Source organism: Aquabacter sp. L1I39, assembly GCF_017742835.1.
GTDB lineage: Bacteria > Pseudomonadota > Alphaproteobacteria > Rhizobiales > Xanthobacteraceae > L1I39.
Genome location: NZ_CP072392.1, coordinates 1,847,166 through 1,872,781, shown reverse-complemented (window position 1 = coordinate 1,872,781; position 25,616 = coordinate 1,847,166). Strand labels below are relative to the sequence as shown.

The 25,616-nt window shown below is 68.3% G+C and carries 27 protein-coding genes; 13 read left to right on the top strand and 14 right to left on the bottom strand.

The features are described 5' to 3' along the window. Positions 1-16 precede the first annotated feature (16 nt). From J5J86_RS08130 to J5J86_RS08120, 3 genes are read right to left on the bottom strand one after another with little or no spacing between them, the layout of a single operon-like run. Entirely contained in the window at positions 17-901 is an 885-nt protein-coding gene (locus J5J86_RS08130) for an MBL fold metallo-hydrolase (protein ID WP_209104388.1), read from the bottom strand. Between the two features lie 41 nt (positions 902-942). Continuing rightward, positions 943-1,851, bottom strand: a complete 909-nt coding sequence (locus tag J5J86_RS08125; protein ID WP_209104387.1) for an ABC transporter permease — start codon at positions 1,849-1,851, stop codon at positions 943-945. Beyond that, a complete protein-coding gene (locus J5J86_RS08120) occupies positions 1,844-2,626 on the bottom strand; it encodes an ABC transporter ATP-binding protein (protein ID WP_209104386.1) in 783 nt (260 codons plus the stop codon). Before J5J86_RS08120 ends, J5J86_RS08125 begins: the two co-directional genes overlap by 8 nt. 433 nt (positions 2,627-3,059) lie before the next feature. Here J5J86_RS08120 and J5J86_RS08115 point away from each other — a divergent pair, with 433 nt between their 5' ends. Both J5J86_RS08115 and J5J86_RS08110 read left to right on the top strand, forming a co-directional pair. Continuing rightward, positions 3,060-3,479 carry a cysteine rich repeat-containing protein gene (locus tag J5J86_RS08115; protein WP_209104385.1) on the top strand — a complete coding sequence of 140 codons (420 nt, stop codon included), beginning with the start codon at positions 3,060-3,062 and terminating at the stop codon, positions 3,477-3,479. A gap of 38 nt (positions 3,480-3,517) precedes the next feature. Continuing rightward, the gene (locus tag J5J86_RS08110) at positions 3,518-4,111 is read left to right on the top strand and encodes an OmpA family protein (protein ID WP_209104384.1); all 594 of its coding nucleotides are present in this window, start codon (positions 3,518-3,520) and stop codon (positions 4,109-4,111) included. A gap of 114 nt (positions 4,112-4,225) precedes the next feature. Here the strand turns inward: J5J86_RS08110 and J5J86_RS08105 are convergent, their stop codons facing one another. Beyond that, complete coding sequence (locus tag J5J86_RS08105) at positions 4,226-4,681, bottom strand: YbjN domain-containing protein (RefSeq protein WP_209104383.1); 456 nt, start codon at positions 4,679-4,681, stop codon at positions 4,226-4,228. 267 nt (positions 4,682-4,948) lie between these two features. On the opposite strand from J5J86_RS08105, the gene J5J86_RS08100 reads away from it, so the two are divergent. Next, complete coding sequence (locus J5J86_RS08100; RefSeq protein WP_209104382.1) at positions 4,949-5,416, top strand: MaoC family dehydratase; 468 nt, start codon at positions 4,949-4,951, stop codon at positions 5,414-5,416. A 22-nt stretch (positions 5,417-5,438) separates the two neighbouring features. Here J5J86_RS08100 and J5J86_RS08095 read toward each other — a convergent pair whose 3' ends face one another. From J5J86_RS08095 to J5J86_RS08085, 3 genes are all read right to left on the bottom strand, one after another. Continuing rightward, the gene (locus J5J86_RS08095; protein WP_209104381.1) at positions 5,439-6,023 is read right to left on the bottom strand and encodes a cob(I)yrinic acid a,c-diamide adenosyltransferase; all 585 of its coding nucleotides are present in this window, start codon (positions 6,021-6,023) and stop codon (positions 5,439-5,441) included. Positions 6,024-6,026: 3 nt separating this feature from the next. Next, a complete protein-coding gene (locus J5J86_RS08090; protein ID WP_209104380.1) occupies positions 6,027-6,221 on the bottom strand; it encodes a twin transmembrane helix small protein in 195 nt (64 codons plus the stop codon). 130 nt (positions 6,222-6,351) lie between these two features. Further along, complete coding sequence (locus J5J86_RS08085; protein WP_247658229.1) at positions 6,352-6,867, bottom strand: TspO/MBR family protein; 516 nt, start codon at positions 6,865-6,867, stop codon at positions 6,352-6,354. Between the two features lie 135 nt (positions 6,868-7,002). Here J5J86_RS08085 and J5J86_RS08080 point away from each other — a divergent pair, with 135 nt between their 5' ends. From J5J86_RS08080 to J5J86_RS08070, 3 genes are all read left to right on the top strand, one after another. Beyond that, positions 7,003-8,307, top strand: a complete 1,305-nt coding sequence (locus tag J5J86_RS08080) for an MFS transporter (RefSeq protein ID WP_209104379.1) — start codon at positions 7,003-7,005, stop codon at positions 8,305-8,307. 38 nt (positions 8,308-8,345) lie between these two features. After that, positions 8,346-9,635 carry an MFS transporter gene (locus J5J86_RS08075; RefSeq protein ID WP_209104378.1) on the top strand — a complete coding sequence of 430 codons (1,290 nt, stop codon included), beginning with the start codon at positions 8,346-8,348 and terminating at the stop codon, positions 9,633-9,635. 97 nt (positions 9,636-9,732) lie between these two features. After that, positions 9,733-11,742: an acyltransferase family protein gene (locus tag J5J86_RS08070; RefSeq protein ID WP_209104377.1), complete on the top strand. Its 2,010-nt coding sequence runs from the start codon at positions 9,733-9,735 to the stop codon at positions 11,740-11,742. A gap of 34 nt (positions 11,743-11,776) precedes the next feature. On the opposite strand, the gene J5J86_RS08065 is transcribed toward J5J86_RS08070, so the two are convergent. The 3 genes from J5J86_RS08065 to secB all read right to left on the bottom strand — a co-directional run bounded on the left by J5J86_RS08065 (position 11,777) and on the right by secB (position 14,697). After that, the gene (locus J5J86_RS08065; protein WP_209104376.1) at positions 11,777-13,468 is read right to left on the bottom strand and encodes an acyl-CoA dehydrogenase family protein; all 1,692 of its coding nucleotides are present in this window, start codon (positions 13,466-13,468) and stop codon (positions 11,777-11,779) included. 135 nt (positions 13,469-13,603) lie between these two features. Continuing rightward, positions 13,604-14,182 carry a hypothetical protein gene (locus tag J5J86_RS08060; RefSeq protein WP_209104375.1) on the bottom strand — a complete coding sequence of 193 codons (579 nt, stop codon included), beginning with the start codon at positions 14,180-14,182 and terminating at the stop codon, positions 13,604-13,606. 35 nt (positions 14,183-14,217) lie between these two features. Further along, entirely contained in the window at positions 14,218-14,697 is a 480-nt protein-coding gene (gene secB / locus J5J86_RS08055) for a protein-export chaperone SecB (RefSeq protein WP_209104374.1), read from the bottom strand. Positions 14,698-14,891: 194 nt separating this feature from the next. Here secB and J5J86_RS08050 point away from each other — a divergent pair, with 194 nt between their 5' ends. Then, on the top strand, positions 14,892-15,110 hold the full coding sequence (locus tag J5J86_RS08050) for a DUF1674 domain-containing protein (RefSeq protein WP_209104373.1): 219 nt from the start codon (positions 14,892-14,894) through the stop codon (positions 15,108-15,110). Between the two features lie 35 nt (positions 15,111-15,145). Here the strand turns inward: J5J86_RS08050 and J5J86_RS08045 are convergent, their stop codons facing one another. After that, on the bottom strand, positions 15,146-15,952 hold the full coding sequence (locus tag J5J86_RS08045) for an undecaprenyl-diphosphate phosphatase (RefSeq protein WP_209104372.1): 807 nt from the start codon (positions 15,950-15,952) through the stop codon (positions 15,146-15,148). Positions 15,953-16,306: 354 nt separating this feature from the next. On the opposite strand from J5J86_RS08045, the gene J5J86_RS08040 reads away from it, so the two are divergent. The 3 genes from J5J86_RS08040 (at position 16,307) to J5J86_RS08030 (ending at position 19,236) form a co-directional block, all read left to right on the top strand. Continuing rightward, positions 16,307-16,996, top strand: a complete 690-nt coding sequence (locus tag J5J86_RS08040) for a glutathione S-transferase family protein (protein WP_209104371.1) — start codon at positions 16,307-16,309, stop codon at positions 16,994-16,996. Further along, on the top strand, positions 16,993-18,210 hold the full coding sequence (queG, locus tag J5J86_RS08035; protein WP_209105307.1) for a tRNA epoxyqueuosine(34) reductase QueG: 1,218 nt from the start codon (positions 16,993-16,995) through the stop codon (positions 18,208-18,210). Before J5J86_RS08040 ends, queG begins: the two co-directional genes overlap by 4 nt. 129 nt (positions 18,211-18,339) lie before the next feature. After that, complete coding sequence (locus tag J5J86_RS08030) at positions 18,340-19,236, top strand: SDR family oxidoreductase (RefSeq protein ID WP_209104370.1); 897 nt, start codon at positions 18,340-18,342, stop codon at positions 19,234-19,236. Positions 19,237-19,272: 36 nt separating this feature from the next. Here the strand turns inward: J5J86_RS08030 and J5J86_RS08025 are convergent, their stop codons facing one another. The 3 genes from J5J86_RS08025 to J5J86_RS08015 all read right to left on the bottom strand — a co-directional run bounded on the left by J5J86_RS08025 (position 19,273) and on the right by J5J86_RS08015 (position 22,507). Beyond that, positions 19,273-21,255: a SpoIIE family protein phosphatase gene (locus tag J5J86_RS08025; protein ID WP_209104369.1), complete on the bottom strand. Its 1,983-nt coding sequence runs from the start codon at positions 21,253-21,255 to the stop codon at positions 19,273-19,275. A gap of 54 nt (positions 21,256-21,309) precedes the next feature. Continuing rightward, the gene (locus J5J86_RS08020) at positions 21,310-21,807 is read right to left on the bottom strand and encodes a universal stress protein (RefSeq protein WP_209104368.1); all 498 of its coding nucleotides are present in this window, start codon (positions 21,805-21,807) and stop codon (positions 21,310-21,312) included. A 109-nt stretch (positions 21,808-21,916) separates the two neighbouring features. Continuing rightward, on the bottom strand, positions 21,917-22,507 hold the full coding sequence (locus J5J86_RS08015; RefSeq protein ID WP_209104367.1) for a malonic semialdehyde reductase: 591 nt from the start codon (positions 22,505-22,507) through the stop codon (positions 21,917-21,919). A gap of 239 nt (positions 22,508-22,746) precedes the next feature. On the opposite strand from J5J86_RS08015, the gene J5J86_RS08010 reads away from it, so the two are divergent. The 3 genes from J5J86_RS08010 (at position 22,747) to J5J86_RS08000 (ending at position 25,568) form a co-directional block, all read left to right on the top strand. After that, the gene (locus J5J86_RS08010; RefSeq protein ID WP_209104366.1) at positions 22,747-23,964 is read left to right on the top strand and encodes a pyridoxal phosphate-dependent aminotransferase; all 1,218 of its coding nucleotides are present in this window, start codon (positions 22,747-22,749) and stop codon (positions 23,962-23,964) included. A gap of 6 nt (positions 23,965-23,970) precedes the next feature. Further along, entirely contained in the window at positions 23,971-25,068 is a 1,098-nt protein-coding gene (locus J5J86_RS08005; RefSeq protein ID WP_209104365.1) for an AbrB family transcriptional regulator, read from the top strand. Positions 25,069-25,157: 89 nt separating this feature from the next. Further along, positions 25,158-25,568, top strand: coding sequence for a DoxX family protein (locus tag J5J86_RS08000; RefSeq protein ID WP_209104364.1), 411 nt, complete (start codon positions 25,158-25,160; stop codon positions 25,566-25,568). The last annotated feature ends 48 nt before the right edge of the window (positions 25,569-25,616 follow it).

The following is a 25,616-nucleotide window of genomic DNA, read 5'->3' as shown; positions in this document are numbered from 1 at the left end:
GGCGGCGGGCAGTCGATCACAGCAGGCGGTCGCGCACGGGTCCCTTGAGCGGGATCTCCATCTTGTCCTCGCCGAAGAAGATGTTGCCGCCATAGACGCGCGACATCTCGCTCACCACCCGCTCGCGCAGGCCGGGAAAGTCGAACTGCTCGGTAATATGGGTCAGCACCAGATTCTTCACCCCCGCCGCGTGGGCGAGCTCGGCCAGCTCCATATGCCCCATGCAGCTGTGGGAGAAGGCCTCGGAATATTGGGTGCCGGTGAGATAGTGGCACATATGGACCAGCACGTCGCAGCCCTGCGCCAGCTTGAGCATGCTCTCCGCCGGGCCGCTGTCGCCGGAATAGACGAAGCTGCCCTCGGCCGTCTCCAGCCGGTAGCCATGGGCGTTGAGGTAGGGCTGGAAGTGATGGGCGGTGGTAGCCTCCACGCTCCAGCCGCCCTCGCGCACCACGTCGCCGGGATGAAGCACCTGGACCTGCGGCGCGGGCCGCGGACGGGGCAGCGTGCCGCCGCGGGCCACGAACAGATCGAGGCTGGAGCCGTGGGAGGTGCGGGCGATGAGGTCCGCGTCATAGACCCCATCCTTGCCGAACAAGCGCTCGGTGATCTCGGCGATGGGCGGCGGGCCATAGACCTTGAGGTCGGGAATGCGGTTGGCGCCCTGGTCCCAGCGGGTCAGCAGCAGGCGGCCATAATCGCCGCAATGGTCGTAATGCAGGTGGGTGAAGAACAGATGGGTCACGCGGGTGGCCGGGATGCCCAGTTCCAGCAGGCGGTGATGGGCGCCGAAGCCGTGGTCGAAGACGACGACGTCGTCGCCGGTCTCCACCACATAGCCGGAGCTCATCCGGCGCAGGGACGGGGTGGGCGTGCCGGTGCCCAACAGACGGATACGCATGTTTGCCTCTTCTTGGCGTTTGGAAACGGGAGGGGACAGGGTCAGCCGGCGCGGCTCATGCCCCAGCGCTGGACTGTGCGCGCTTCGAGGGTGCGGAAGACGAGGCCTTCCACCACGAGACCGATGATGATGACGCAGGTGAGCCCGGCGAAGACGGCGGGCGTCTCCAGCTGGTTGCGCTTCTCGAACAGGTACCAGCCGAGCCCGCCGGAGCGGGACGAGGCGCCGAACACCAGTTCCGCCGCGATCAGGGTGCGCCAGGCAAAGGCCCAGCCGATCTTCAGCCCCGCCAGGATGGAGGGGAAGGCGGCGGGGATGAGGATGAGCCCCACATAGCGCAGGCCCTTCAGGCCGTAATTCTGGCCGGCGAGGCGCTGGGTGTCGGGCACGGAATGGAAACCGGTCTGGGTGTTGAGCGCCACCGCCCAGGTCACCGAATGGACGATGACGAAGACAAGGCTCGCCGTTCCCAACCCGAACCAGAGCAGCGCCAAAGGCAGGAGGGCGATGGCCGGCAGCGGGTTGAACATGGCGGTGAGCGTCGCCAGCAGGTCTGCCCCCAGGCGAAAGGACACCGCCAGCGAGGTGAGCACGGCGGCGAGCGCGATGCCGATGGCATAGCCGATGAGCAGCACGTGCAGGGAGGACAGGATGCGCAGGAGCAGCGTGCCTTCCCGCACCCCCTCCACCAGCGCCGCCAGCGTGTCGGTGAGGGTGGGGAACATGAGCGGATTGCCCAGCATCACCGCATAGGCCTGCCAGAGCGCCATCAAGGCGATGAGGATCAGCCCCCGCCGTACCCCGTCCACATTGGCGAGGCGCTCGAAGAGGGAGAGCGGGTGGACGATCTCGCCCGGCTCCTCCACAGCCGGCAAATCGCGCTCGAATTCGGGGCGGATCGGGGGCACGCGACCGAGGGCAGGAGTTTGGGAAGACAGGGGCTCAGCCATGACCGGCCTCCGCGAACAGCATGGTGTGGATGCGGCGGGTCAAGGCCGCGAATTCGGCGTCGGCGTGATGCTGGTGGCCGAAGGCGTGGGCGTTCAGCTCCGCCTTGACACGGCCGGGATGGGGGGAGAGCACCAGGATGCGCGAGCCCACCACCACCGCCTCCTCGATGGAATGGGTGACGAACAGCACCGTGAAGCGCGTGTCGTCCCAAAGGCTCAAAAGCTCGTCCTGCATCTGCCGGCGGGTGAGGGCATCCAGCGCCGCGAAGGGCTCGTCCATGAGCAGGATGGCCGGCTCCATGGCCATGGCGCGGGCGATGGCCACGCGCTGCTTCATGCCGCCGGAGAGCATGTGGGGATAGACGTCGGCGAACTTGGTCAGCTTGACCTTGCCGATGGCCGCCAGCGCCCGCTCCCGCGCCTCGGCGCGGGGGAAGCGCCCGCTCGCCAGGATGGGGAACATGACGTTCTGCGCCACCGTCTTCCAGGGCATCAGCTGATCGAAATCCTGGAACACCATCATGCGATCCGGCCCCGGCCCGGTGACGGGCGCGCCGTTGAGGCGGATGGCGCCGGCGGCGGGGCGCAGGAAGCCGGCCACCGCCTTCAGCAGGCTCGACTTGCCGCAGCCGGAGGGGCCTAGCAGTACGAAGCGATCCGCCGGATACACGTCGAAGCCGACGCCCCGCGTGGCGGTCACCTGAACGTCGCGCGTCTTGTATTGCAGCGTCACGTCCGCGACCTGGAGCAGGGGCGCGCGCAAGGATGCGGACATGAGGGGGGCGTCCGGCGGGCGCACATGCGCCCCCGCGCCCGCACCGGGGGTGCGGTTCATTACGTTCCCTTTCATCTGGACCCGGTTCAGCCGGGGCTGGGCGGGCGCGATCCCAGGGGTCGGCGCGCCTTTTTAAATATGTAGTTTAAGAAAAATACTATATAGCAAAACTGTCAAGCATCATTTTGCCGAAACATGGTCCGCGAGCGGGATCCGGTGGGCGAGTCCGAGGCGTTCCAAGCCTTTGCGCGACCTAAGGGCAGACGCGACGGCATGGTCCGACGGCTCCTCCCGCCGGAGGCGAGCGGCACGAAGGGGCCACATGCGCCCGCCCGGTGCGCCGCAGCGAAAAAAATCCTGCGTTCTTCGTGCTTTGACGATATTGGCGCCTCTGCTAAGCCTCCTATCCTCCGCTGGGATAGGGAGAGGTGAGATGAGGGGCTTGGGAGTGATGCTGGCAGCCGCGCTGCTGGCGGGATCCGTGGCCGGCGCGCAGGCGCAGACCATGAGCTACGCACAGGCCGCCGGCCTTCTGGCCAAGAGCTGCGGCAAGGACATTACGAAGCTGTGCCCGAACGTGAATCTGGGCGACGGCAAGCTGGTGGCCTGCATGGAGAAGCAGATCACCAAGGTCAGCGCCCAGTGCAAGGCCGACTATGCCACCGCCACCGCGTCCATCGCCAAGCGCGACGCGGCGCAGGATTCCATCGCGCAGGTCTGCGGCCGCGACGCCGCCCAGCTCTGCCCAGGCATGGTGCCGCAGGACGGCAACCTGCTCTCGTGCCTCCTGAAGGCCACCAATGTCGTCTCGGCCGCCTGCAACCAGGCGATCACCGATGCCGGCTATCGCTGATCCTGCCAACCCGAACGCCTGAAGGAAGGACGACAGACATGAAGTCGCCTCTGATCCGCTTCGCGCTGGCAGCTTCGCTCGCCGCGCTCGTCGCCGCCCCCGCCAGCGCCCAGACCGCGCTCTCCGACGGCCAGATCCTGCAGGGGCTCCAGGGCCTCACCGACAGTGCGCCGGTCATCACCGCCCAGCAGTTGCGGGACCAGGTGAAGCAGCACATGGTCCAGTATCCCGGCGAGGAGCTGACCCGCCCCTCGCTGGCGCTGAACCTGGACAAGCTGCCGCAGATCAACGTGCAGATCCAGTTCCGGCTGGGCTCCGCGATCATCGAGCCGTCGTCCTATGCGACGCTCGGCGCCATCGCCGACGCCATGCACAACCCGATCCTGCACGGCTACAAGTTCATCGTCACCGGCAACACCGACGTGACCGGCACGCGCGAGATCAATCTCAAGCTCAGCCAGGCCCGCGCTGACGCGGTGGTGAACGCGCTCGAGACCACCTTCAACGTCAATGCCAGCCGCCTGGAAGCGGTGGGCCTGGGCGAGGAAGTGCTGCTCGATCCCAAGCACCCCACCAGCGCCATCAATCGCCGGGTGCAGATCTTCACCGTGGGCCGCACCGGCAAGCAGTGAGGTTCGACCAGGCCCTTGCGGCCTGATCGGAATGAAGAGGCCGGCGGATGACATCCACCGGCCTTTTTCTTTGCGCGTGAACCTTGCTTGATGGGAGGACGGTTCTTGCCGTCGTCAGGTGGCGGCGGCCGTCGCCTCGTCCTGCCCGGCCTTCTGCTGCTCGGCAGCCTGCTCGCGCAGAGCGGCCAGGAGCTCGTTCAGGAGGCGGTCCCACAGGTCCAGGGTCACGGCGAGGTAAGCCGGCGCCACGCCGGGGCCGATCACCACGTCCATCTCGAAATTCAGGAAGCCGTCGCGCGTATAGGCGCGGCTGAAGCGGCGGGCGCGGTTCCAGTGGGCGGCCACATCCTCCAGCGGCAGGCCGTCCACGCGGAAGCTGGCGAAATAGGTGAAGTCCATGAAGCCGCCGTCCACCGCATTGCCGGGGACGATGTTGAATCCGACGCCGCCGCTGGCGCTGCGCAGCGCCTTGCGCCCGCCCGGCCAGTCGATGAGCTCGGCCCGGAAGCCCCGCTCCTTGAGCGCGGTCTCCAGGTCCGCGAACGTCGCCTTCTGGATGATGCCCGACATGGTGGTGCTCCTCACATCTCACGTTGCGGGCTGGCAGGCTGGAACCCGTTACCGCGCCTGCCGAAAGCCGGCATCGATCGCTCCAGCCCGCGGGCAGAAAACCACAGGGTCGCCGCGAAGCCAATCCAACGGAGCGCGACGTCAGGGGCAATTTTTGCCGCACCGGGGAACCGCGGGCTACGACGGACATTGGTCGGGCTTGAAATCCGCCCCGAAACCGACCTTCATGCGCGCGGGCTTAAAGTCCGCGACCCATCAGGAGCGACCATGTTCCCCGAGCTTCGCCTTCTCTGCTTCGAGGATCTCTCCGTCGGCGTGACGGAAGAATTGCGCAAGACCATCGCCTCCTCGGACGTGGTAGGCTTCGCCGAGATCACGGGGGATCGCAACCCGATCCACTTGTCCGAGCATTTTGCGGCCAAGACCCCGTTCGGCACGCGGATCGCGCACGGCCTCTATACGGCGAGCCTGATCTCCGCGGTGCTGGGCACCCGCCTGCCCGGGCCGGGGGCCATCTATATTTCCCAGACCCTGAACTTCAAGGCGCCGGTGAAGATCGGCGACGAAGTGGTGGTGCGGGTGGAAGTGGCCGAGCTCATCCCCGAGCGCCGCCGCGCCCGCCTCGCCTGCACCTGCAAGGTGAAGGACGAGCTGGTGCTGGAAGGGGAAGCCTGGGTGAAGGTGCCCTCCCGCGCCGAGACGCAGGATTCGCCCCTGCGCGCGTTGTCGGCCTGACTCTGAGACCCTCCGGGGCCGGTCAGCGATTGGCCCCGGGCACCCAGAGCACGTCGCCGGCCCCGCGCGCATTGACGTAGCGGCTCGCCACGAAGAGCAGGTCGGAGAGGCGGTTCATGTAGCGCACAGCCGCCGAATTGACGATTTCCCCCTCCTCCCGCGCCAAGGCCACCATGAGCCGCTCCGCCCGCCGGGCAATGGTGCGGGCAAGGTGCAGATAGGCGGCGGCCGGCTCGCCCGCCGGCAGCACGAAGGATCTCAGCGCCGGCAGGTGGGCATTGAGGCTATCAATGTCCGCTTCCAGCCGCGCCACCTGGCTCTCCACGATGCGCAGGGGTTCGTAAGGCAAAGGCGCCGCGCCCGCCCGCTCCGGTGTGCACAGATCCGCGCCGAGGTCGAACAGGTCGTTCTGCACCCGCAGGAGAACCGCCTCCACCTCCGGCACATCAGCCAGATGCAGCCGGGCAAGGCCCAGCGCCGCATTGGCCTCGTCCACGGTGCCATAGGCCTCCACCCGCAGATCGTCCTTGCGCACCCGTTCCCCGGTGCCGAGCCCGGTGGTGCCGTCATCTCCGGTGCGGGTATAGATCTTGTTCAGCTTGACCATGTGTCAGCGGCCCATGGCGAAAATGGTGATCATGACGATGACGATCGCCACGAACTGGAACAGCACCCGCATCTGCATCAGCTTCTGCGACCGCTTGGGCGAGCCGCCCGCCGCGAAGTTGAACAGGCCGAGCAGCAGCACGCCCGCCACCACGGCCAGCGCGAGCGGGATGAGGAGATAGATGGTCCAATGCAGCATGGCGATCCCCGGCCGGAAGTGAGCCGGCGTCTGGATGGGAAGTGTTAGAGCATTTCCCCGCATCATGGGAACGGGGTCCGCGCGGGGGAGAGGCAAATCACGCTCCCCCCGCAGGGCGCTTCTGCCGGCCTCAGCCCAGCGCGAAGGCGATGGACCCGTTCAGCAGGGAGGCGAAGCACACCCACAGCAGATAGGGCACCAGCAACCAGCCTGCCAGGGCATCGGCGCGAAAGGCGAAGCGCATGGTCGCCGCCAGGCTCAGGATGAGCGCCACGATGATGGCCAGAGCCGCCCATACCGCATGGAGCGCAAAGAAGACCGGCGACCAGGCGAAGTTGAGCGACAACTGCACCAGGAACAGGCCAATGGCCCAGCGCCGGTCGGGCCCCTCGGGCGCGCGGTCCCACAGCCGCCAGAGGCTGATGCCCATCAGGAAGTAAAGGATGGTCCAGGCCACCGGGAACACCGCATTGGGCGGCGTGAAAGAGGGTTTGGGCAGGGTGGCATACCAGGTGGGGATCTGCGGCGAGGTGACCGCCCCGCCAATGGCCGCCACCGCCACCATCAGGAGGGCGCAGGCGGCCGCCCGCAGGAAGGACATGCCGGGGCCGCCCCGCAGGGCCGAGCTCGAGCTGGTTGTATTCATGATGTCATGCTCCTCATGCACGACGCTGCCGGACGAGGCCGGTTCCGCCGCTCATTTTCCGCAAGGCTGGCATCCTCAAGCATTGCGTTCATTTCTCTTGCACCGCAAAAACTTTAACGGCATTGCATCGCCACCATGAGCAATACCACCACGTCCACTACGTCCGGCGCCGGGCATCGGCTCACATCGTCCGATGCGCGCACCCTGTTCCTGTCCGCCCTTGGCGGGGCGCTGGAATTCTACGACTTCATCATCTTCGTCTTCTTCGTGTCGGTTCTGGGAACCCTGTTCTTCCCGCCGGGCATTCCCGACTGGCTGGTGCAGCTCCAGGCCTTCGGCATCTTCGCCGCCGGCTATCTGGCGCGCCCGCTGGGGGGCATCGTGCTCGCCCATTTCGGCGACCGGTTGGGCCGCAAGCGCATGTTCACGCTCTCCATCCTGCTCATGGCGCTCTCGACGCTGGGCATGGCGGTCATGCCCACCTTCGCCACCATCGGGCATTTGGCACCCGTGCTCCTGCTGCTCATGCGGGTGCTGCAGGGCGCGGCCATTGGCGGCGAGGTGCCCGGCGCCTGGGTGTTCGTGTCCGAGCACGTGCCGCAGCGCAAGGTGGGCCTGGCCTGCGGCGTGCTCACCGCCGGCCTCGTCTCCGGCATCCTGCTCGGCTCGCTGGTGGCCACCGCCATCAATCGCAGCTTCACGCCCGAGGTCATCCACGACTGGGCCTGGCGCGTGCCCTTCCTGCTGGGCGCGGTGTTCGGCCTGTGCGCGGTCTATCTGCGCTCCTGGCTGGAAGAGACCCCCGTCTTCAAGGAGATGAAGGCGCGCAAGGCCCTCGCCTCCGGCCTGCCGGTGCGCCTCGTGGTGCAGCATCACTGGCGGGAGGTGCTGCTCTCGGCGCTGCTCACCTGGCTTCTGACCGGCGGCGTGGTGGTGGTCATCCTCATGACGCCCACCTTGTTCCATTCGCTCTATCACATCGACAGCGCCACCGCGCTCACCGCCAACAGCTTGGCCACCGCGCTGTTGTGCGTGAGCTGCGTCGTGGTGGGGGCGCTGTGTGACCGGTTCGGGGCCGGCCGGGTGCTGCTGCTGGGCTCGGTGGCGCTCGGCGCCAGCACCTACCTGCTCTATCGCACCGTGGGCGGCGACCCGGCCGCCCTCTTCCCGCTCTATGGCCTTGCCGGCCTGTGCGTGGGCGTCATCGCCGTCACGCCCTATGTGATGGTGCGCATCTTTCCGCCGGCCATCGCCTTTTCCGGCGTGTCCTTCTCCTACAACGTGGCCTATGCGGTGTTTGGCGGCATCACGCCTTTGGTGGTGACGCTGGCCCTGCAGGCGGACCCGTTCGCCCATGCCCACTACATCCTGGCGCTGAGCGTCATGGGCGCACTTATCGGCCTTTATCTGTGGCGCACGGGGCAGGTGGAGCGGCCCTGAACGGAGCGGGCCATCCCCTCGGCTCCAAAAGGCACGTCATGACGGCACCGGCCAGCCCGCTCACCCGCAAACACTGGCTGACGCTCGGCCTCACCGCGCTGGGCGGCGGGCTCGAACTCTATGACTTCATGGTGTTCGTCTTTTTCGTACCGGTGCTGTCGCGGGTCTTCTTCCCGCCCGACATTCCCCACTGGCTGGCCCAGCTCCAGACCTTCACCATCTTCGCCGTGGGCTTCCTGGCCCGGCCGGTGGGTGGGGTCGTGTTCGGCCATTTCGGCGATCGGATCGGGCGCAAGCGCACCTTCACCTTTTCCGTGCTGCTGATGGCGGCGGCGACGCTCGCCATGGCGTGCCTGCCTGGCTACGCGGTCCTGGGCTTTTGGGCACCGCTGCTCCTGGCGCTGCTCCGTCTTATCCAAGGCGGCGCGGTGGGCGGCGAGGTGGCGGGCTCCTATGTGTTCGCCAGCGAGCATGTGCCGGCGGACCGACGGGGGCTCGCCTGCGGCATCATGGCCATGGGCATGACGTCCGGCACTTTGCTGGGGGTGTTCGTCGCCACCCTCGTCCACACCTTCGCCAGCGACGCACAGGTCGTCGCATTTGCCTGGCGCCTGCCCTTCCTCCTGGGGAGCGGGCTGGGGCTGCTGACGCTTTTCCTGCGCCGGTGGCTGGAAGAGACGCCCGTGTTCCGCGACCTCCAGCGCCGCCGCGCGCTGGCGGTTCAATTGCCGCTGAAGCTGGTGGTGTCCTCCTATCGGCGGGCGCTGCTGGTCTCGGCGCTCGCGCTGTGGGTGCTGGTGGGACATTTCGCCGTGCTGGTGCTGATGGGGCCCACCTTGCTCCAGAGCCAGTTCCACATTCCCCCGGCGCAGGCGCTGTCCATTGGCTCGCTCGGCACCTTCTGCGCGGCGCTCGCCTGCATGGTCTCCGGGCTGATGTTCGACCGGCTCGGACCGGGCCGGGCGCTGGCGGTGGGTACGCTGGCGGCGGGCCTCACCGTGCAGTTCTTCTTCGGCGTCGCGGCGGGACAGGGAGGCCCGATCCTGGTGGCGGGCTATTGCCTCGCCGCCGCGGGGACGGGGCTCCTGACGGCGGTGCCCGTGCTGATGGTGCGGAGCTTCCCGCCCGCCGTGGCCTATTCCGGCGTGTCTTTGGCCTATAATCTGGGCTTCGGGGTGATTGCCGGTCTGACCCCCATCTTCATCGCCGCTTTGCTGCCGAGCGTGCCGCAGATACCGAGCCTCTATCTGTTCGCCCTGGAGGTGCTGGGCATCGCGCTGGGGCTGAAGGTGGCCGGCGGCCTCCTGAATCGCCCCACCGCACAGTGACCACCTGCCGCACGGAAAGATTCTCTGCCGACGCGCATTGATCCGCCGGTTTCGACTGGCTAGGGTCCCGCCGTTTTGTTGCGGGACATTGCTGATTATGGTCGGGGGCAAGTACAGGACCGACATCGACGGTCTCAGGGCGGTAGCGGTATGCCTCGTCCTGTTGTTTCATGCGGGGTTTCAACCAAGCGGTGGTTTCATCGGCGTCGACGTCTTCTTCGTCATCTCAGGTTACCTAATTACCGACCTGATCCTGAATGAGGCGCGCGCAGGAACCTTCACCTTCCTTGGCTTCTACGACAGGCGCGTGCGGCGGATTCTTCCGGCGCTGCTGGTGGTCCTGCTGGCGACGCTCGCGGCCGGCGCCTTGATGCTGATGCCCGGCGCCTTTGCGGTCCTCGGCCGAAGTGCCGCCGCATCCGCGCTGGGCTTCGCCAACTTCTTCTTCTTCCGCCATACCGGCTATTTCGACGGCGCGGCCGAGCTGATGCCGCTGCTGAACATGTGGTCGCTGGCGGTGGAGGAGCAATTCTACCTCGCCTGGCCGCTTCTGCTGCTGGGGGCGGTGCGCCTCGCCCGCCGCTGGCCTTATGCGGTGGCGGCCCTGTTCGGGCTGGTGATCGCCGTCAGCTTCGCCCTTGCCGTGGTGAAGGTGGCTGAGGGCGCCAAGAGCGCCTTTTACCAGCCGTTCGGACGGGCCTGGGAATTTGCCGTCGGCGGCGCCTTGATCCTGGTGCGCGATCGCCTCGCCAACCTGCCGCGCCTCGCGGCGGAGGGGCTGAAGCTTGCCGGGGCCGTGGCCATCCTGGCGCCGGCGCTGCTGCTGGACCCCGCCAGCCCCTTTCCCGGCCTCAATGCGGTGGCCCCGGTGCTCGGCACTGCGCTCCTCCTCCTGCCCACGCGCGCGCCGACGCTCACCGCCGCCGCGCTGTCCTGGCAGCCGGTGCGGTTCGTGGGGCGGATCTCCTATTCGCTCTATCTCTGGCACTGGCCGGTCCTGGCCTTCGCCCGCCATTATGTGAACGGCGCCCGCCTCACCGACCTGGAAGCCATCGGTGCGCTGGCGGTCTCCTTCATCCTTGCCGTGCTGTCCTGGCGCTTCGTGGAGCAGCCGTTTCGCCGCTATCGGGGCATGCCAGCCCCCCGCGTGGTGGCCACAGGCGCGCTGGCGGGCGCGGGGGTCGCGGCGCTCGGCTTCGGCATCTATCTGGCAGATGGCGTCTCAACCCGCGTTTCGCCGCAACTGGCTGCCCTCGGCTCCTTCGAGCTCATGTGGGACTGGCCCTGCCCGCAGCGTGTGGCGGTGGGCGAGGGCAAGGTCTTGTGTGTTGCCGGCGCCGACTGGCGCACCGCTTCAACGCGCGGAATCGTGTGGGGCGACAGCCATGCCGAGCACCTGATGCACCTGCTGGACGAGGCCGGCCGGCGCACCAACACCGCCATCGCCCTCGTGCGCGCCTGCCCCGCCGTCTTCTCGCAAGAGGGCCTGCGGCGGGCGCCGGCGGGCCTGCCGCCCATCTGCGCCACCTCCTATGACAGCACGCGGGCGATGCTGAAGGCCTCCCCGGACATCCGCCTGGTGATCCTGGCCTCCGCCTGGAACTTCATGCCCGATGCCATCTACCGCGCCGGCGGCAAGCCGGAGAGCATGGAGAGGGGCTATCAACTGCTGGCGGAGGAATTGCTGCGGGTCTCCGGCGACCTCGCGGCGCCGGGACGCAAGATCGTGCTGTTCGGCGACATTCCACACTGGGACACCGATCCCATGCCGTGCCTGGCGGCGCAGGACGGATCCCTGCTGCGCGCGCCGTGCGAGCGGGAGGTAGACCGCATCGACCGGTCGGAGATCAGCGCCGTGCAGGATGGGGTGAACGCCGCCTTCCGCTCCCTCAAAGGGGCGCGGGACGACGTGGTGGTGGCGGTCCCCGCCGACGCGCTGTGCGATGCCTCAGGCTGCGCCGCGCGGATCAACGGAGAGTTCCTGTATTTGGACCGCGACCATTTCCGCCGCACGCTGAGCCCCAAGGCGCGGGGGCAGCTGGTGGAGAAGCTGGGCCTGGAGCAGCTGCTGCGCAGCGCCGAGCCGGCGCCCGCCTCCAAGCCTTGAGCCACGGGGCGGCGGGTGCCGCCCCGCCAAACGCTCAGTTGCCGCCGCTCTCCAGCAGGCGGCGGGCGATGACCTGGGCCTGGATCTCGGCCGCGCCCTCGAAGATGTTGAGGATGCGGGCATCGCACAGGAGCCGGGAGACCGGATATTCCAGCGCGAAGCCGTTGCCGCCATGGATCTGCAGCGCATTGTCCGCCGCCGCCCAGGCGACGCGGGCGCCCAGCAGCTTGGACATGCCCGCCTCAAGGTCCGTGCGGCGGCCCTCATCCTTGGCGCGGGCGGCGAAATAGGTGATCTGCCGGGCGATGGCGATCTCCACCGCCATCATCACGATCTTATCGGCGACGCGGGGGAAGGCGATGAGCGGCTTGCCGAACTGGATGCGCTCCTCGGCATAGCGCAGGCCGGTCTCCATGGCCGCCTGGGCAACGCCCACGGCGCGGGCGGCGGTCTGGATGCGGGCGGCCTCGAAGGTGTTCATGAGCTGCTTGAAGCCCTGGCCCTCGACCCCGCCCAGCAATTGCCCGGCCGGCACCTCGAAGCCGTCGAAGCCGATCTCGAACTCCTTCATGCCGCGATAGCCGAGCACCTCGATCTCGCCGCCGGTCATGCCCTTGGCGGGGAAGGGGTCCGCGTCGGTGCCGCGGGGCTTTTCCGCCAGCAGCATGGACAGGCCCTTATATCCGGGCTCGGCCGGATTGGTGCGCACCAGGAGCGTCATCAGGTCGGCGCGGACCGGATGGGTGATCCAGGTCTTGTTGCCGGAGACCTTGTAGACGTCGCCCTCCTTCACCGCGCGGGTGCGCAGGGAAGCGAGATCCGAGCCCGTATTGGGCTCGGTGAAGACGGCGGTGGGCAGGATCTCGCCCGAGGCGATCTTGGGGAGATAGGTGTCCTTCTGCGCATCCGTGCCGCCGCCTAGGATCAATTCGGCCGCGATTTCCGAGCGGGTGCCGAGCGAGCCGACGCCGATATAGCCGCGCGACAGTTCCTCTGTGACCACGCACATGGCCTCCTTGGGGAGGCCCAGGCCGCCATATTCCTCCGGGATGGTGAGCCCGAACACGCCGAGATCGGCGAGGCCCTGGATGATCTCCAGCGGGATATAGGCGTTTTCCAGATGCCACTCATGGGCATGGGGGGCCACCTCCGCCTCCACGAAGCGGCGGATCTCGGTGCGCATGGCCTCCATGGTCTCGTCGAGGCCGGCCTCGCCGATGGTGGTGGCGCCGTGGGCCTCGCGGATGCGGGCGGCGAGCGCAGCGCGGGCGGCGCAGGTGTTGCCGTGCTTGGCGAGCGACCGGATGGCAAGGTCCGCATGGAGCCCCGCCAGCGCGCCGTCGGAAACATAGAGATCGTCGAGCCGCACCACCTCGCCCTGGCTCATGGGGATGCCGCCCAGGATCTGGGAGACATATTCGCCAAGGCCGATCTGCACGAGCAGCCGCTCGGTCTCGCCGAACTTGCCCATCTCGGTGAGGCGGTCGGCATAATGGACCAGCTCGCGCACGCCGAACACATAGGTGGCGAGCCAGGCAAGGCCATGTGTGGCGCGCTGCTCGGCATCCAGAAGGCGAGCGGAGAGCTTGCCGCCCTCGCTCACCCGCGCGCGGATTTCGGAGGTGACTTCCGCCAGCAGCTTTTCCAGCGTGGTGGTGGCTTCGCGGCCGAGGCCCACGGCATCGAAAGTGCCCTCGTCGGCGGCAAGCGCGGCGCTGCTGGTCATTCAACTCCCCCGATGTTGTGCGTTGCGATATTCCGCCAATCCTTATCGACGGCGGGGCCGGACGCAACGGGGGATTTTTCGGCCTTTAGGCGAACGGCACCGCACCTGTCGCGGCGCATCCCGGACGCCCCAACCTCAGGGCTTGGCCGGCCAGCCGAAGGAGAGCACCTCCACCTTCGGGCGCACGGCCTTCATGGCGGCGCCGTCGGAGGAGAAGGTGGCGTCTCCGGATACTTTCAGGAGGGCCTTTTCGGGGGCATCGGGATCAGGGGCGAAGATGACGGAGAGGGTGCAGCCGCCGGGAATGCGGGCGAGGCGCCCCGTCTTCCAGTCGGTGACGGTGCCGCCATAGTCCCACTCGAAGCCGGACAGGGCAAAGGGGCCGCCATTGAGCGCGCGCACATCGGCCAGCGTCTGGCCGGGCCTGAGGGCGCCGCCTTGCACCGCGAAGGTCCATGTACTTTCGGGCCCCACCCGCACCATGCCGGGGATGCGGCTTTTCTTCTCGTCCTGCCAGAGGATCTCGATGCGGCGGGCAGGATCGTCGGCAAAGACCAGGGTGCCGTGCTCGGTCGCCCCTTCCGCGCCGGGGATCTCACCATCGCGCACATTGGGGGCGCCAAAGGCCGCCACGAGACGCGCCTTGTCGGTATCGCGGGCGAACACCCCCTCGCACGACAGGCTGGGCGGTGGCTCGGCCTGTGCGCCGGCCACCCCCAATATCAGGACAAAGGCTGCGAGCCGGGCTTTCACGCCTGGCCAGCGGTGCCCATGCGCTGGGCTTCGGAGGCCATGCGCTGCTGGAACAGGGCGGCGAAGTCCACCGGATCGATCATGAGGGGCGGGAAGCCGCCATTGCGCACGGAATCGGCCACGATCTGGCGGGCGAAGGGGAAGAGCAGGCGGGGGCACTCGATGAGAACCACCGGCTGGAGGCTCTGCTCGGGCACGTTCTGCACGCGGAAGATGCCGCCATAGGTCAGGTCGAAGGCGAACAGGGTGGAGCCGTTCACCGTGGCGCTGCCTTCCACCTTCAGCTCAACCTCGAAGTCCGGGCCCTGGAGGGGACGGGCATTGACGTTGATCTGCAGGTTCACGTCGGGCTGGCCCTGGGGGGCGCCCAGCGAGTTGGGGGCGTTGGGATTCTCGAAGGAGAGGTCCTTCACATATTGCGCGAGGACATTGAGCGAAGGCGCCTTGGGGTCCGGGGTGCCGTTCTGCGTCGCCATGCTCGTCTCCATCCTGTGCGGGGACCTGCCCCCCTTGCGGTGGCGGGTCGCTAGCATGCCTGCGGCGCGCGGGCAAGGCGCGGCGGCGGCCGCCCTCGGCACGGCGGGCGGCCTGTGCTAGAAAGCACCGAGAGAGAAAGCCCCATGCCCATGGTCGGCCCGACAGGGACTGGCCACCCGATGGATGCGATGCGATGACGGACAAGTCTGAATTCGATGCCGCCACCCTGGTGCCCGAGGGCCGCCCGCCTCTGAGCGAGGCGGCCAAGCGCGCCCTCGCCGAAGCGGCGGAGCGGCGCGCGGCCATCGATGCGGTGGCGAAATCCATGCCCAAGGAAATCAACGGCCGCGGCGGCGCCGAGCCGGTGCGCTATGGCGACTGGGAAGTGGGCGGCATCGCCAGCGACTTCTGAAAATAGGGGAGGCGCCCGGCCTCCCCGAATCTGGCTCAGCGGGTGAGATAGAGCCCGATCAGACCCGCCACGCCCACCACGATCCGCCACCAGCCGAACGGCGCATAGCCGTGGCGGCTGACGAATTCCAGCAGGCTGCGCACCACCACCAACGCGGCGCAGAAGGCGGCGGCAAAGCCAATGGCGATGAGCACGCCGTCATCCAACGTCAGCGCGGCGCGATTCTTGTAGAGGTCATAGACGAAGGCGCCCAGCATGGTGGGCAAGGCGAGGAAGAAGGAAAATTCCGCCGCCGCCTTCTTGTCGACCCCCATCAGCATGGCGCCCACAATGGTGGAGCCCGAGCGCGACATGCCGGGAATGAGCGCCAGGCACTGGCAGAAGCCGATCTTGAGCGCCAGCATGGGCGGCAGGCCCATGGCATTGTTGTATTTGGGCTTGGGCGCCACCTTGTCGATGACGAGGAGCACGACGCCGCCGAAGATCAGCGTGCCGCAGATCAGCATGGGCGATTCGAACAGCACCTGCTTGATGAAGCCGTGCAGCGCCGCCCCGATGACCGCCGCCGGCAGAAAGGCGAGCAGCACGCCGATGACGAAGCGCCGGGCGCCGGCGCTTGTGGGCAGCATAAGGGCGATGCGCAGGAAGCGCTGGAAATAGACCACCAGAATGGCGAGCACCGCACCGAGCTGGATCAGCACCTCGAAGGTCTTGCCGTTGCTTTCAAAGCCGAGAAAGTGGCCCACCAGCAGGAGGTGGGCGGTCGAGGAAACCGGGATGAATTCCGTCAGGCCTTCGATGAGGCCGAGGAACAGGGCCTCGATCATGGTGCCGAGCGTCATGTGACAGCGTCCAGAAAGGTGAAAGCCGGCCGACCGGCCAGGGTGCGCCGGCATCCTGCGGCGTCGGCGGGGCGGGCGCAATCGGGGGGCTTGTCACCCTCCCCAGGGTCATGTGGATCAATGGTTCACCATGTGGCGGCCTGGCCACAGGCCGCCGCCCTTTGTGTCTTGCGGCAGTGCGAGAACATCTCTAGACCGGGGGCAGCGATCGGAACCGATCATCGTCCGCAAGGCGCGATAAGTGAGATCGCCGCTTCGAGGGGGGAACCGCCGCCTTCCCTTGGGGCATGCGTTTCCGGCACTCCGCTGTAGGGCCCGCCCCCGGCAACAGGCTTCAGGTCCGCACCTTCCCTCATGGAACTTTACCACCACCCCTTCTGCCCCCATTCCCGCTTCGTGCGGCTGGTGCTCGCCGAATACGGCATCGAGCCGGTCCTGGTGGAGGAGCGGACATGGGAGCGGCGCGCGGACTTCCTGGTGCTCAATCCCGCTGGCGAGACCCCGGTGCTGGTGGAGCAGCAGGCCCCTTCCGTGCCCGGGGCGTCCATCATCGCTGAATATATGGACGAGACGCGCGGCCTTGCGCTCGCCGATCGGCGCCTGCTCCCCGAGGACCCGCTCTCGCGCGTCGAGGTGCGGCGGCTGGTGGCTTGGTTCAACGAGAAGATGTTCCTGGAATCCACCGAGCATCTGGTGCGCGAGCGCATCTATAAGCGCTACATGAAGGCCGACCAGGGCGGCGGACCGCCCGATGCCACGGCGTTGCGCGCGGCGCGCTCCAATATCCGCTATCATCTGAAATATATCGGATGGCTGGCGCGGGCGCGGAACTGGCTCGGCGGATCGCGCCTCAGCCATGCCGACCTTGCCGCCGCCGCCCATCTTTCGGTGGCCGACTATCTGGGCGATGTGCCGTGGGAAGAGGACGAGGACGCCAAGGCCTGGTATGCGCGGATGAAGTCGCGGCCGACCTTCCGCGGCCTGCTGGCGGATTCCATGCCGGGCATGCCGCCGTCCAAGACCTATACGGATCTGGACTTCTGAACGCTCCGGCCGCCGCCGACGCGCCCCCCTCTGCCCTTTTCACCCTCAAGGACCGCCTGCGCGACTTGGCGCAGGACGAGGGATTCGATGCGTTCGGCATTGCCGATCCCGACGCCATCGGCCCCGCCGGCGCGCGCCTGCGCCAATGGGTGGCCGAAGGCCGGCAAGGCGACATGGGCTGGATGGCCGACACTTTGGACCGCCGCGTCCATGCCCGCGCCATGTGGCCGGACGTGAAGCGCGTGGTGATGCTCGGCCTCAATTACGGGCCGGACGAGGACCCCCGGGCGGTGCTTGCCGCCCGCAGCCGGGGCGCCATCTCCGTCTATGCGCGGGCGGAGGATTATCATGATCTCATCAAGGCCAAGCTGAAGCGGCTTGCCCGCGCGTTGCTCACGGACGCCGTGCGACAGGGCCTGAACGGCGACGTGAAGGTGTTCGTGGACACCGCCCCGCTCATGGAAAAGCCCCTCGCCATGGCCGCCGGGCTCGGCTGGCAGGGCAAGCACACCAATCTCGTTTCGCGCGAACGTGGCTCCTGGCTGTTCCTGGGCGCCATCGCCACCACGCTGGACCTGCCCGCCGACGCCCCCGCCCGCGACCATTGCGGCGCCTGCCGGGCCTGCCTCGACGCCTGCCCCACCAACGCCTTCCCCGCGCCCTACCAGATCGATGCCCGGCGCTGCGTTTCCTATCTGACCATCGAGCACAAGGGGCCGATCCCGCGCGACCTGCGCCCCCTCATGGGCAACCGCATCTATGGCTGCGACGATTGCCTGGCCGCCTGCCCCTGGAACAAGTTCGCGCAAGCGGGCCGGGAGGCGAAACTCGCCGCGCGGGACGAGAACCGCGCGCCCGACCTTGCCGCGCTCGCCGCCCTCGACGAAGAGAGCTTCCGCGCCCGTTTCGCCCGCAGCCCCATCAAGCGCACGGGGCGCACGCGCATGCTGCGCAACATCCTCACCGCCATCGGAAATTCCGGCGATCCGGCGCTGGTGGCGAGCGCGCTGCCTCATCTGTCCCATACCGATCCCCTGGTGCGTGGGGCGGCGGTGTGGGCCTTGTCCCGCCTTATGGATGCATCCGCCTTCGCAGGGCTTGCTGCGCAATATAAGCGCAGCGAAACCGACGAAGAGGTGCGCCGGGAATGGCAGATCGGAAAGGTGCATGGTGACGTGCTGCCCCATGGCGGCGCGCCATCCGGGAAAATTTGAACCGATCAGATCTCCGCCCGGCCCCCTGCCCCGCGCGCCCGGAACGCGCTATCCAATGCCCCGGCGTCTTCGGCTGATCGGCGTGCGCGCCGGGAAAAGCGTGCCAGGAAAACGCGCCAAGGGAGAAGCATGACCACGGTCCTCGCCATCGGAATGGGCTATTGCACCCGCCGCCTCGCGCAGACGGGCGGCGGCGGCATCACGCGCATCATCGGCACCAGCCGCACCGCCGAGGGCGCGGCGCGCCTCTCCGACCTGTCGAGGCCGGGGCTGATGGTGGAGGGGCTGGTCTTTGACGGCACTCACCCGAGCCAGACATTCCTCACCGCCATCGAGGCGGCGCACGTCGTGTTGCTCTCCGCCCCGCCGGGCGAGGCCGGCGACCCGGTGCTCGCCGCGGCGCTGCAGGCGCTGGAGGACGCGCCCCGGCTGAAGCAGGTCATCTATCTCACCACGCTCGGCGTCTATGGCGACCACAAAGGCGGATGGGTGGACGAGCGGACGCCGCCCGCCTCGGGCGTCGCCCGCCTCAAGCGGCGACTGGATGCGGAAGCCCAATGGCGGGCCTTCGGGGAACTGAAGGGCATCCCGGTCGCCGTGCTGCGCCTTGCCGGCATCTACGGCCCCGGCCGCAATGCCCTGGCGCAGCTGGCGGCCGGCGAGGCGCGGCCCATCCACAAGGAGGGGCAGGTGTTCAACCGCATCCATGTGGACGACATCGTGGCCACCATCCGCGCCGCCCTGGAACGGCGCTTCGACGGCATCGTGAACGTTACCGACGACCTGCCCGCCTCACCCGCCGAGCCGATCTTGGAAGCGGCGCGCCTGCTCGGCCGCCCCGCGCCACGGGTGGTGCCGTTCGAGGAAGCCGCTGCCACCATGAGCCCCATGGCGCTGAGCTTCTGGGCCAGCAGCAAACGTGTGCGCAATGACCGGCTCAAGGCGGAGCTGGGCGTACGCCTCGCTTTTCCCACCTTCCGGGAGGGCCTGTCCGCACTCCACCGGGACGGCGAGGGAGGGGGGTAAAAATTGCCGGCTATCAGAGTTATTTAGCCGGCATAATTAAACCAGAGGTTCACCCAGCCAGGCCTTGAGCAACGCCACTTCCCGCTCGGCCTGTGCCACCACGAGGCGTGCGGCGGCCAGCCGTGCGGCGGCATCGGGATCACGCTCCGCCGACCGCGCGAGGGCGGCCGCGCCGTTCAGGCCGAACTGGCCGAGCAGGCCAGCGAGCGCATGGGCGGGGCCGACCAGCGCATCCGCATCCTCCCGCTCCACCAGTTCCGCCCAGTCCATGAAGCGCTGCCCTGTGCCATCCACGAAGCGGCTGGCGAGGCGCTGGAAATTGTCTTCCCCCACCGCCCGGCGCAGCGCCGCCACGCCGGAAAAGTCCACCTCCGCCGTCGGCCCCTCCAGCGCCGGAGCGGCCGCACTTTGCGGACTGGACGGTTCAGGCGCGCCGGGCAGAACCGTCTCCACCGGAGCCGGATGGAGCGGCGTTTCCGCCCCTTCCTCCCCTTCCATCGTCTCGTCCGGCCCGGCACCCTCGGGTGCCGCAGCCTCGATGAGGATGAGCATCCAGTCATCCTCCGGGCTCGGCCCGAGCCGGGCCGCGATGCGCCCGGCCGCCCGGCTCGCGGCGCGCTCCAGAGGCGCGCCGGCCTGGCTCTTGAGGATGTCGATCAGCCAGTCCGGGCACGGCCCGCCGCTCGCCAATTCCGCCGGGTCCAGGCCGTCGGTCGCCAGCACCAGACGCTCGCCCGGCGCGAGCCGCAGCCGCACGGCGTCATAGGTCGCTGCATCAGTGAAGCCAAGCAGCGGTCCGTCGGCGGCCAGGCTGCGCGCGCCGCCTGCCCCCACCACCATGGGGTGGGGGTGGCCGGCGGAGGCGATCTCGATGCTGCCGTCCGGATAAAGGTCTACCACCAAGGCGGTGGCGAGCGCGGCATCGAAGGCGGGTTCGGAAAAGATCACGCCCGACCAGCGGGCCAGCAAGTCGGCAGGCGGCAGGAGGGCGGCGGCGTTGAGGCCGCGCAGCATGGCCGCCTGCGCCACCGCGCCCGCCTTGGCATTGATGCCATGGCCCATCACATCCACCAGCACCACCCGCTCGCGCCCCTCCAGCGGCAGATGCACCACCAGGTCGCCCCCCCCAATGTCGGCGGTGTCGGTGCGCAAGGTGGCGCAGAAGGGGCCGATCCGCTCCGGCAAAGTGGGGCGGACCAGATCCTCCAGCGCCGAGCCGAAATAGCGGAACAGCCGCGCTCGCTGGCGCATGGCCCGAACCAGAGCGAGCTTCACCGTCTCCAGCAGCGCCTCCGGACGGACCGGCTTGGTGAGGAAGGTGTCCACCCCCAGTTCCAGGGCGCGCACCCGCACGCTGGGATCGCCCGTGATCATGACGATGGGAATCGGCGGGCGGGCGGTGTCATCCTCCAGCGCCTCCACCAAGGCGGTGCCGGGTTCCCCCGCCAGGTGGAAGTCGGTGACGATGAGGTCGACACGGGTCTCCCGCGCCAGCGCCAGCGCCTCCTTCAGCGTCGCCGCGCCCAACACGCGGTAATGGGGCTCCAGGAGATTGAGATAGGTGTCGAGGAGGATGTCCTCATCCTCCACCACCAGCACCAGGGGCCGGCGGCGGGCGAGCTGGCGGCGGGCCACCAGCCGATTGGGGGTGCCGGGCACATAGTCGGCCCGGTCCAGTGCGCTGCGGGCGAGCGCGAGGCCCCGGCCGGACGTGCCATCGGCGCCCGTACCTCCCAGCGTGGCGCCGGCCCAGCGCTTGGGGAAGGCCTCGAACGGGCCGCCATCCTCCTCCAGCGTCAGGGTGAGGACGATGCCGTCCAGCTCTGCGGTGAGGGCGATCTCGGTCGGGCGGGGCCAGGCGTGGCGCACCGCATTGGCCGCCAGTTCCGCCACGGCGAGCACCACCTCGTCGGTGATGTCGGCACCCACGCGCAATTGCAGTAATTGTCGCCGGAGCGCCTTGCGCAGCCAGGACACCTCCTCGAGCGTCGCCGGACGCCGCGCCTCGAACAGCTTCACCGCACCCTCGCCCCGCGTGAATGGCGCCAAAGTGGGCGGGCGGGCGGCGGGCCGTCAAGCCAGGGCGTCGAGTTCCTCGTCGGAAAGGGCGCCGGGCACGATGGTCACGGGAACGGGGAAGCGGGCGGATGCGGGGCCGGCGAGCAGCGTCACCAGGGGGCCAGGTCCCTCGCTGCCGGTGCCGGAGGCGAGCACGAGAACGGCGATATCGCGGTCCTCCGCGATCAAGGAGAGAATGGCCTCCGCGCGGCTGCCTTCCCGGATCACCGGCTCGGCTTCCAGGCCGGAGACGCGCTTGGCGCGGGCGGCGAAATGGTCGAGCCGCTCCTGCATGGCTTCGGTGGCCTCCGCGCGCATGAGGTCGCCCACCCCGAACCATTGCTGCGCCACGCCCTCCAACTCCAGGATGCCGAGCATCACCACGCCCGAGCCGGTGCGGGCGGCACGGCGGCTGGCATAATAGAGCGCGCGATCGCATTCCGGCGTCTCGTCGATGACGACGAGGAATTTGCGCTTGTGGCCGGCCTCATGGATCTGGCGCTTGGGATTCACACGGCCTCCTCCGGCGTCAGGACAATGGGGGGATGCTGCCACGGAAGGCAAAGAAAAGGCGACCGGAAATTTCCGGCCGCCTGTCCTTCAAGGGCGATCGCAGGGGCGATCAGAGCACCTGCGCCACCTCGTCGAAGGCAAGGCGCGGCAGGCGGTCCATCACCTTGGCGGGGTCGCCATGGCCGAGCGCCGCGATGAAATTGGTCTTCACCTTGCCGCCGGGGAAAAATTCCGCATCCACCTTGGCCGCGTCGAAGCCGGACATGGGACCCACGTCCAAGCCCACCGCGCGGGCGGCGAGGATGAGATAGGCGCCCTGGAGCGAGGAATTGCGGAAAGCGTGGGGCTCCACCATGCCCGGATTGTTCAGGAACAGGTCCTTGAAGCCGGGATTGTGGGGGAACACTTGCGGGATCTTCTCGTAGAATTCCAGGTCGTAGCCGATCAGCACGATCACCGGGGCGGCCAGCGCCTTCACATTGCCGGGCGACAGGGCCGGGGCAAGGCGCTGCTTGGCCTCTTCCGAGCGCAGGAACACAAAGCGCGCCGGCTGGGTGTTGGCCGAGGTCGGAGCATGGACCAGGAGGTGATAAAGCTCGCGCAGCTCCTCCTCGCTCACCGGCGTGTCGGTCCAGCCATTCTGGGACCGTGCCTTGAGAAAGAGGGTGTCGAGGGCCGCCTGGTCGATCGTGTAGGGCATACGCTTCCTCCGAAGCTGGGATGAGCTTATCGCGCCACAGGTAGGCAGGCACGGCCCGTTCGGGAAGCCTCGTCTTTGCAATAGTCCGTTGCAGGAATGCAAAAAGTGATGCTTCCGAAAGGGTAGGCATCAACAGTTCTGATTTTTCGATCACGGGTTTTGATGAGAAGCCGTGGCCGACTGCCTGTATGGTCCGGTCACCCGCCGACCAGGGGCCGCCGCCCCGCCCGGAACTGACCATGACCGCCTCCCCGTCCGCTTCCCTGTCCTTTGACGCCCCGTCCGATGCCTTCCTCGACCGCGTGCGCGACCATGTGCGCGCCTTGCCGGAAAGCGGCATCGTCGAGGTGATGAATTATGGCCGCAACCGCCCCGGCATGATCCCGCTCTGGGCGGGCGAGGGCGACGTGCCCACCCCCGCTTTCATCTGCGAGGCCGCCGCGAAGGCGCTGCACGGGGGCGAGACCTTCTATACCTGGCAGCGGGGCATTCCCGAGCTGCGCGACGCGCTGGCCCGCTACCATGCGGAGCTCTATGGCGTGCCGGTGGATCCGAGCCGCTATTTCGTCACCGGCTCGGGCATGCAGGCGATCCATATTGCGGTCGCCATGGCCCTTGGGGCGGGCGACGAGATGATCCTGCCCACCCCCGCCTGGCCCAATGCCGCCGCCGCCGCCCAGAAGGCGGGCGCCGTGCCGGTGGAGGTTCCGCTGGCCTATGGGCCCGACGGCTTCACCCTGGACATCGACCGCATCGCCGCCGCGGTGACGCCGCGCACCCGCGCCCTCTTCATCAACACGCCGGCCAATCCCACCGGATTCGTCGCCACCCATGACGACCTCAAGGCCTTGCTGGCGCTCGCCCGCGCCAAGGGCCTGTGGATCATCGCCGACGAGATCTATGGCCGCTTCTATTATGACGATGCGGAACGTGCACCTTCGTTCCATGACGTGATGGCGCCGGACGACCACGTCCTCTTTGTGCAGACCTTCTCCAAGAACTGGGCCATGACCGGCTGGCGCATCGGCTGGATCGAGGCGCCGCCCGCGCTCGGGCAGGTGATCGAGAACCTCGTGCAATACTCCACCTCAGGGGTGGCCGCCTTCATGCAGCGGGGCGCCATCGCGGCGCTGGAGGAGGGCGAACCCTTCGTGAAGGAGCAGATCGCCCGGGCGCGGCTCGGCCGGGACCTGGTGGCCGACACGCTGCTGGCCACCGGCAAGGTGGACCTGGTGAAGCCCAAGGGCGCCTTCTACCTCTTCTTCGGCATCGCCGGCGAAAGCGACGTGCGCAAGCTCGGCCTGAAGCTGGTGGACGAGGCCAATGTGGGGCTGGCGCCCGGCACCGCCTTCGGCGCCGGCGGCGAGGGCTTCCTGCGCCTGTGCTTCGCACGCGGCGCCCATCAGCTGGACGAGGCCGCCCAGCGCCTCGCCCGCTGGATCGCGGGGCGCGCCTGAGCTTTCATGCGGTTCGTCCTCCCGGCCAACGCCCTGCACCGCCTGCGCCGTGACGCGCGGGCCGCCGCCCTTCCGGCCACCCTCACCCTCGCCGCAGGCACGGCAGGGGGCTTTGCCTGCCTGGCGCTGGGGGTTCCTGCGCCCTGGATTTCCGGCGCGCTCATTGCCGTCACCGTGCTGGCGCTCTGCGGGGCGCCGACGCGGGTGCCGGACCCCATCCGCTTCTGCGCCTTCCTGGTGCTCGGCTGCTCCATGGGCACCGCCATCTCCCCGGACATGCTGGCGCGCGCCGCCACCTGGCCCGTTTCCATGGCGCTGCTGGCGCTGAGCGTGGTGGCGGTGGTGCTGGGCGTGACGGCCTTTCTGTGCTGGGTCGCCCGCTGGTCGTTCGAGACCGCCTTCTATGCCTCCATTCCCGGCGCGCTCTCGGCGGTGATGGCCATGGCGGCCACCTCCGGCGCGGACATGCGCAAGGTGGCGCTCGGCCAGTCGCTGCGCCTGTTCGTACTGGTGGCCGCCCTGCCCCATCTCATCGGGGCATCCGGGGTGGGGCATGGCACCATCGCGGTCCCCGCCCATGAGACAGACTGGCCGCAGGTGGCGCTGATGCTCGCGGTCAGCCTTGCCACCGGCATGGCGGCGGCGCGGGCGCGGGTTCCCGGCGGCCTGCTGGTGGGCGCGCTGGCGGGAAGCGCCGTGCTGCACGGCACCGGGCTTGTGGATGCGCAACTGCCCGACGCCTTGCTGGTGCCCAGCTTCATCATCCTGGGGGCTGGCGTCGGCATGCGCTTCGAGGGCACGCGGCTTGCCGACCTTCGGGCAAGTGCCCTGGCGGCGCTCGCGGCGGTGTTCGTGGCGCTCTCCATTTCCGTCGCGTTCGCGCTGCTGGCCGCCTGGCTGACGGGAGATGAGATCGGAAAACTGGTCATGGCGTTTGCGCCGGGGGCGCTGGAGACCATGAGCGTCCTGGGCTTTGCCCTGGGCTTCGATCCCGCCTTCATGAGCGCCCACCACATTTTCCGCTTCGCGAGCCTGTCCATCGCCATGCCCCTGGCGGCGCATCTCCTGTTCAGCGCGGGGCGCGGGCGCAAGGGCGGGCGCTAGGGGTAGAACGCCCGCCCGGGGGCTTCCGGCCCACAAAGGCGACGCCTAAGCTTTCCCCGTTCCGCCCGGAGGCGGACGGGGAGGGGCGCATGGACCGGCTGAACGATGTCATTCTGCTTCTGGGGCGGCTTCTGATCACCGCCTTGTTCCTGCCGGTGGGGGTCCACAAGCTCACCAATCCCGATGCGCTGCTGACCCAAAGCCTGGTGAAGAGCGGCGTGCCATATCCGGAAGTGCTCACCGTGCTCGGCATTGCGGTGGAGATTGCCGGCCCGCTGGCCATCCTGCTCGGCGTCTTTCCGCGCCTGTCCGCCCTGGGGCTGATCGCCTTCACCTTGGTGGCCACCTTCGTCTCGCACAAATTCTGGACCTTTCCCGCAGCCCAGTGGGACCTGCAATTCATCCAGTTCCTGAAAAATCTCGGCATCGTGGGCGGGCTGATGTTCTATCTGGTCACCGGGCCAGGGCGCTTCTCGCTTTCCATCGGCCGGCACTGGTAGGCGCTCACAGCCTTGTGTGCGGACACCGGGGGAGTACGAGGCGGCGGA

Excerpts from the sequence above, each read along its gene's own strand:
- J5J86_RS08130 (WP_209104388.1), bottom strand. The coding sequence starts at position 901 with ATGCGTATCCGTCTGTTGGGCACCGGCACGCCCACCCCGTCCCTGCGC.
- J5J86_RS08125 (WP_209104387.1), bottom strand. The coding sequence starts at position 1,851 with ATGGCTGAGCCCCTGTCTTCCCAAACTCCTGCCCTCGGTCGCGTGCCC.
- J5J86_RS08120 (WP_209104386.1), bottom strand. The coding sequence starts at position 2,626 with ATGTCCGCATCCTTGCGCGCGCCCCTGCTCCAGGTCGCGGACGTGACG.
- J5J86_RS08115 (WP_209104385.1), top strand. The coding sequence starts at position 3,060 with ATGAGGGGCTTGGGAGTGATGCTGGCAGCCGCGCTGCTGGCGGGATCC.
- J5J86_RS08110 (WP_209104384.1), top strand. The coding sequence starts at position 3,518 with ATGAAGTCGCCTCTGATCCGCTTCGCGCTGGCAGCTTCGCTCGCCGCG.
- J5J86_RS08105 (WP_209104383.1), bottom strand. The coding sequence starts at position 4,681 with ATGTCGGGCATCATCCAGAAGGCGACGTTCGCGGACCTGGAGACCGCG.
- J5J86_RS08100 (WP_209104382.1), top strand. The coding sequence starts at position 4,949 with ATGTTCCCCGAGCTTCGCCTTCTCTGCTTCGAGGATCTCTCCGTCGGC.
- J5J86_RS08095 (WP_209104381.1), bottom strand. The coding sequence starts at position 6,023 with ATGGTCAAGCTGAACAAGATCTATACCCGCACCGGAGATGACGGCACC.
- J5J86_RS08090 (WP_209104380.1), bottom strand. The coding sequence starts at position 6,221 with ATGCTGCATTGGACCATCTATCTCCTCATCCCGCTCGCGCTGGCCGTG.
- J5J86_RS08085 (WP_247658229.1), bottom strand. The coding sequence starts at position 6,867 with ATGAATACAACCAGCTCGAGCTCGGCCCTGCGGGGCGGCCCCGGCATG.
- J5J86_RS08080 (WP_209104379.1), top strand. The coding sequence starts at position 7,003 with ATGAGCAATACCACCACGTCCACTACGTCCGGCGCCGGGCATCGGCTC.
- J5J86_RS08075 (WP_209104378.1), top strand. The coding sequence starts at position 8,346 with ATGACGGCACCGGCCAGCCCGCTCACCCGCAAACACTGGCTGACGCTC.
- J5J86_RS08070 (WP_209104377.1), top strand. The coding sequence starts at position 9,733 with ATGGTCGGGGGCAAGTACAGGACCGACATCGACGGTCTCAGGGCGGTA.
- J5J86_RS08065 (WP_209104376.1), bottom strand. The coding sequence starts at position 13,468 with ATGACCAGCAGCGCCGCGCTTGCCGCCGACGAGGGCACTTTCGATGCC.
- secB (WP_209104374.1), bottom strand. The coding sequence starts at position 14,697 with ATGGCGACGCAGAACGGCACCCCGGACCCCAAGGCGCCTTCGCTCAAT.
- J5J86_RS08050 (WP_209104373.1), top strand. The coding sequence starts at position 14,892 with ATGACGGACAAGTCTGAATTCGATGCCGCCACCCTGGTGCCCGAGGGC.
- J5J86_RS08045 (WP_209104372.1), bottom strand. The coding sequence starts at position 15,952 with ATGACGCTCGGCACCATGATCGAGGCCCTGTTCCTCGGCCTCATCGAA.
- J5J86_RS08040 (WP_209104371.1), top strand. The coding sequence starts at position 16,307 with ATGGAACTTTACCACCACCCCTTCTGCCCCCATTCCCGCTTCGTGCGG.
- J5J86_RS08030 (WP_209104370.1), top strand. The coding sequence starts at position 18,340 with ATGACCACGGTCCTCGCCATCGGAATGGGCTATTGCACCCGCCGCCTC.
- J5J86_RS08015 (WP_209104367.1), bottom strand. The coding sequence starts at position 22,507 with ATGCCCTACACGATCGACCAGGCGGCCCTCGACACCCTCTTTCTCAAG.
- J5J86_RS08010 (WP_209104366.1), top strand. The coding sequence starts at position 22,747 with ATGACCGCCTCCCCGTCCGCTTCCCTGTCCTTTGACGCCCCGTCCGAT.
- J5J86_RS08005 (WP_209104365.1), top strand. The coding sequence starts at position 23,971 with ATGCGGTTCGTCCTCCCGGCCAACGCCCTGCACCGCCTGCGCCGTGAC.
- J5J86_RS08000 (WP_209104364.1), top strand. The coding sequence starts at position 25,158 with ATGGACCGGCTGAACGATGTCATTCTGCTTCTGGGGCGGCTTCTGATC.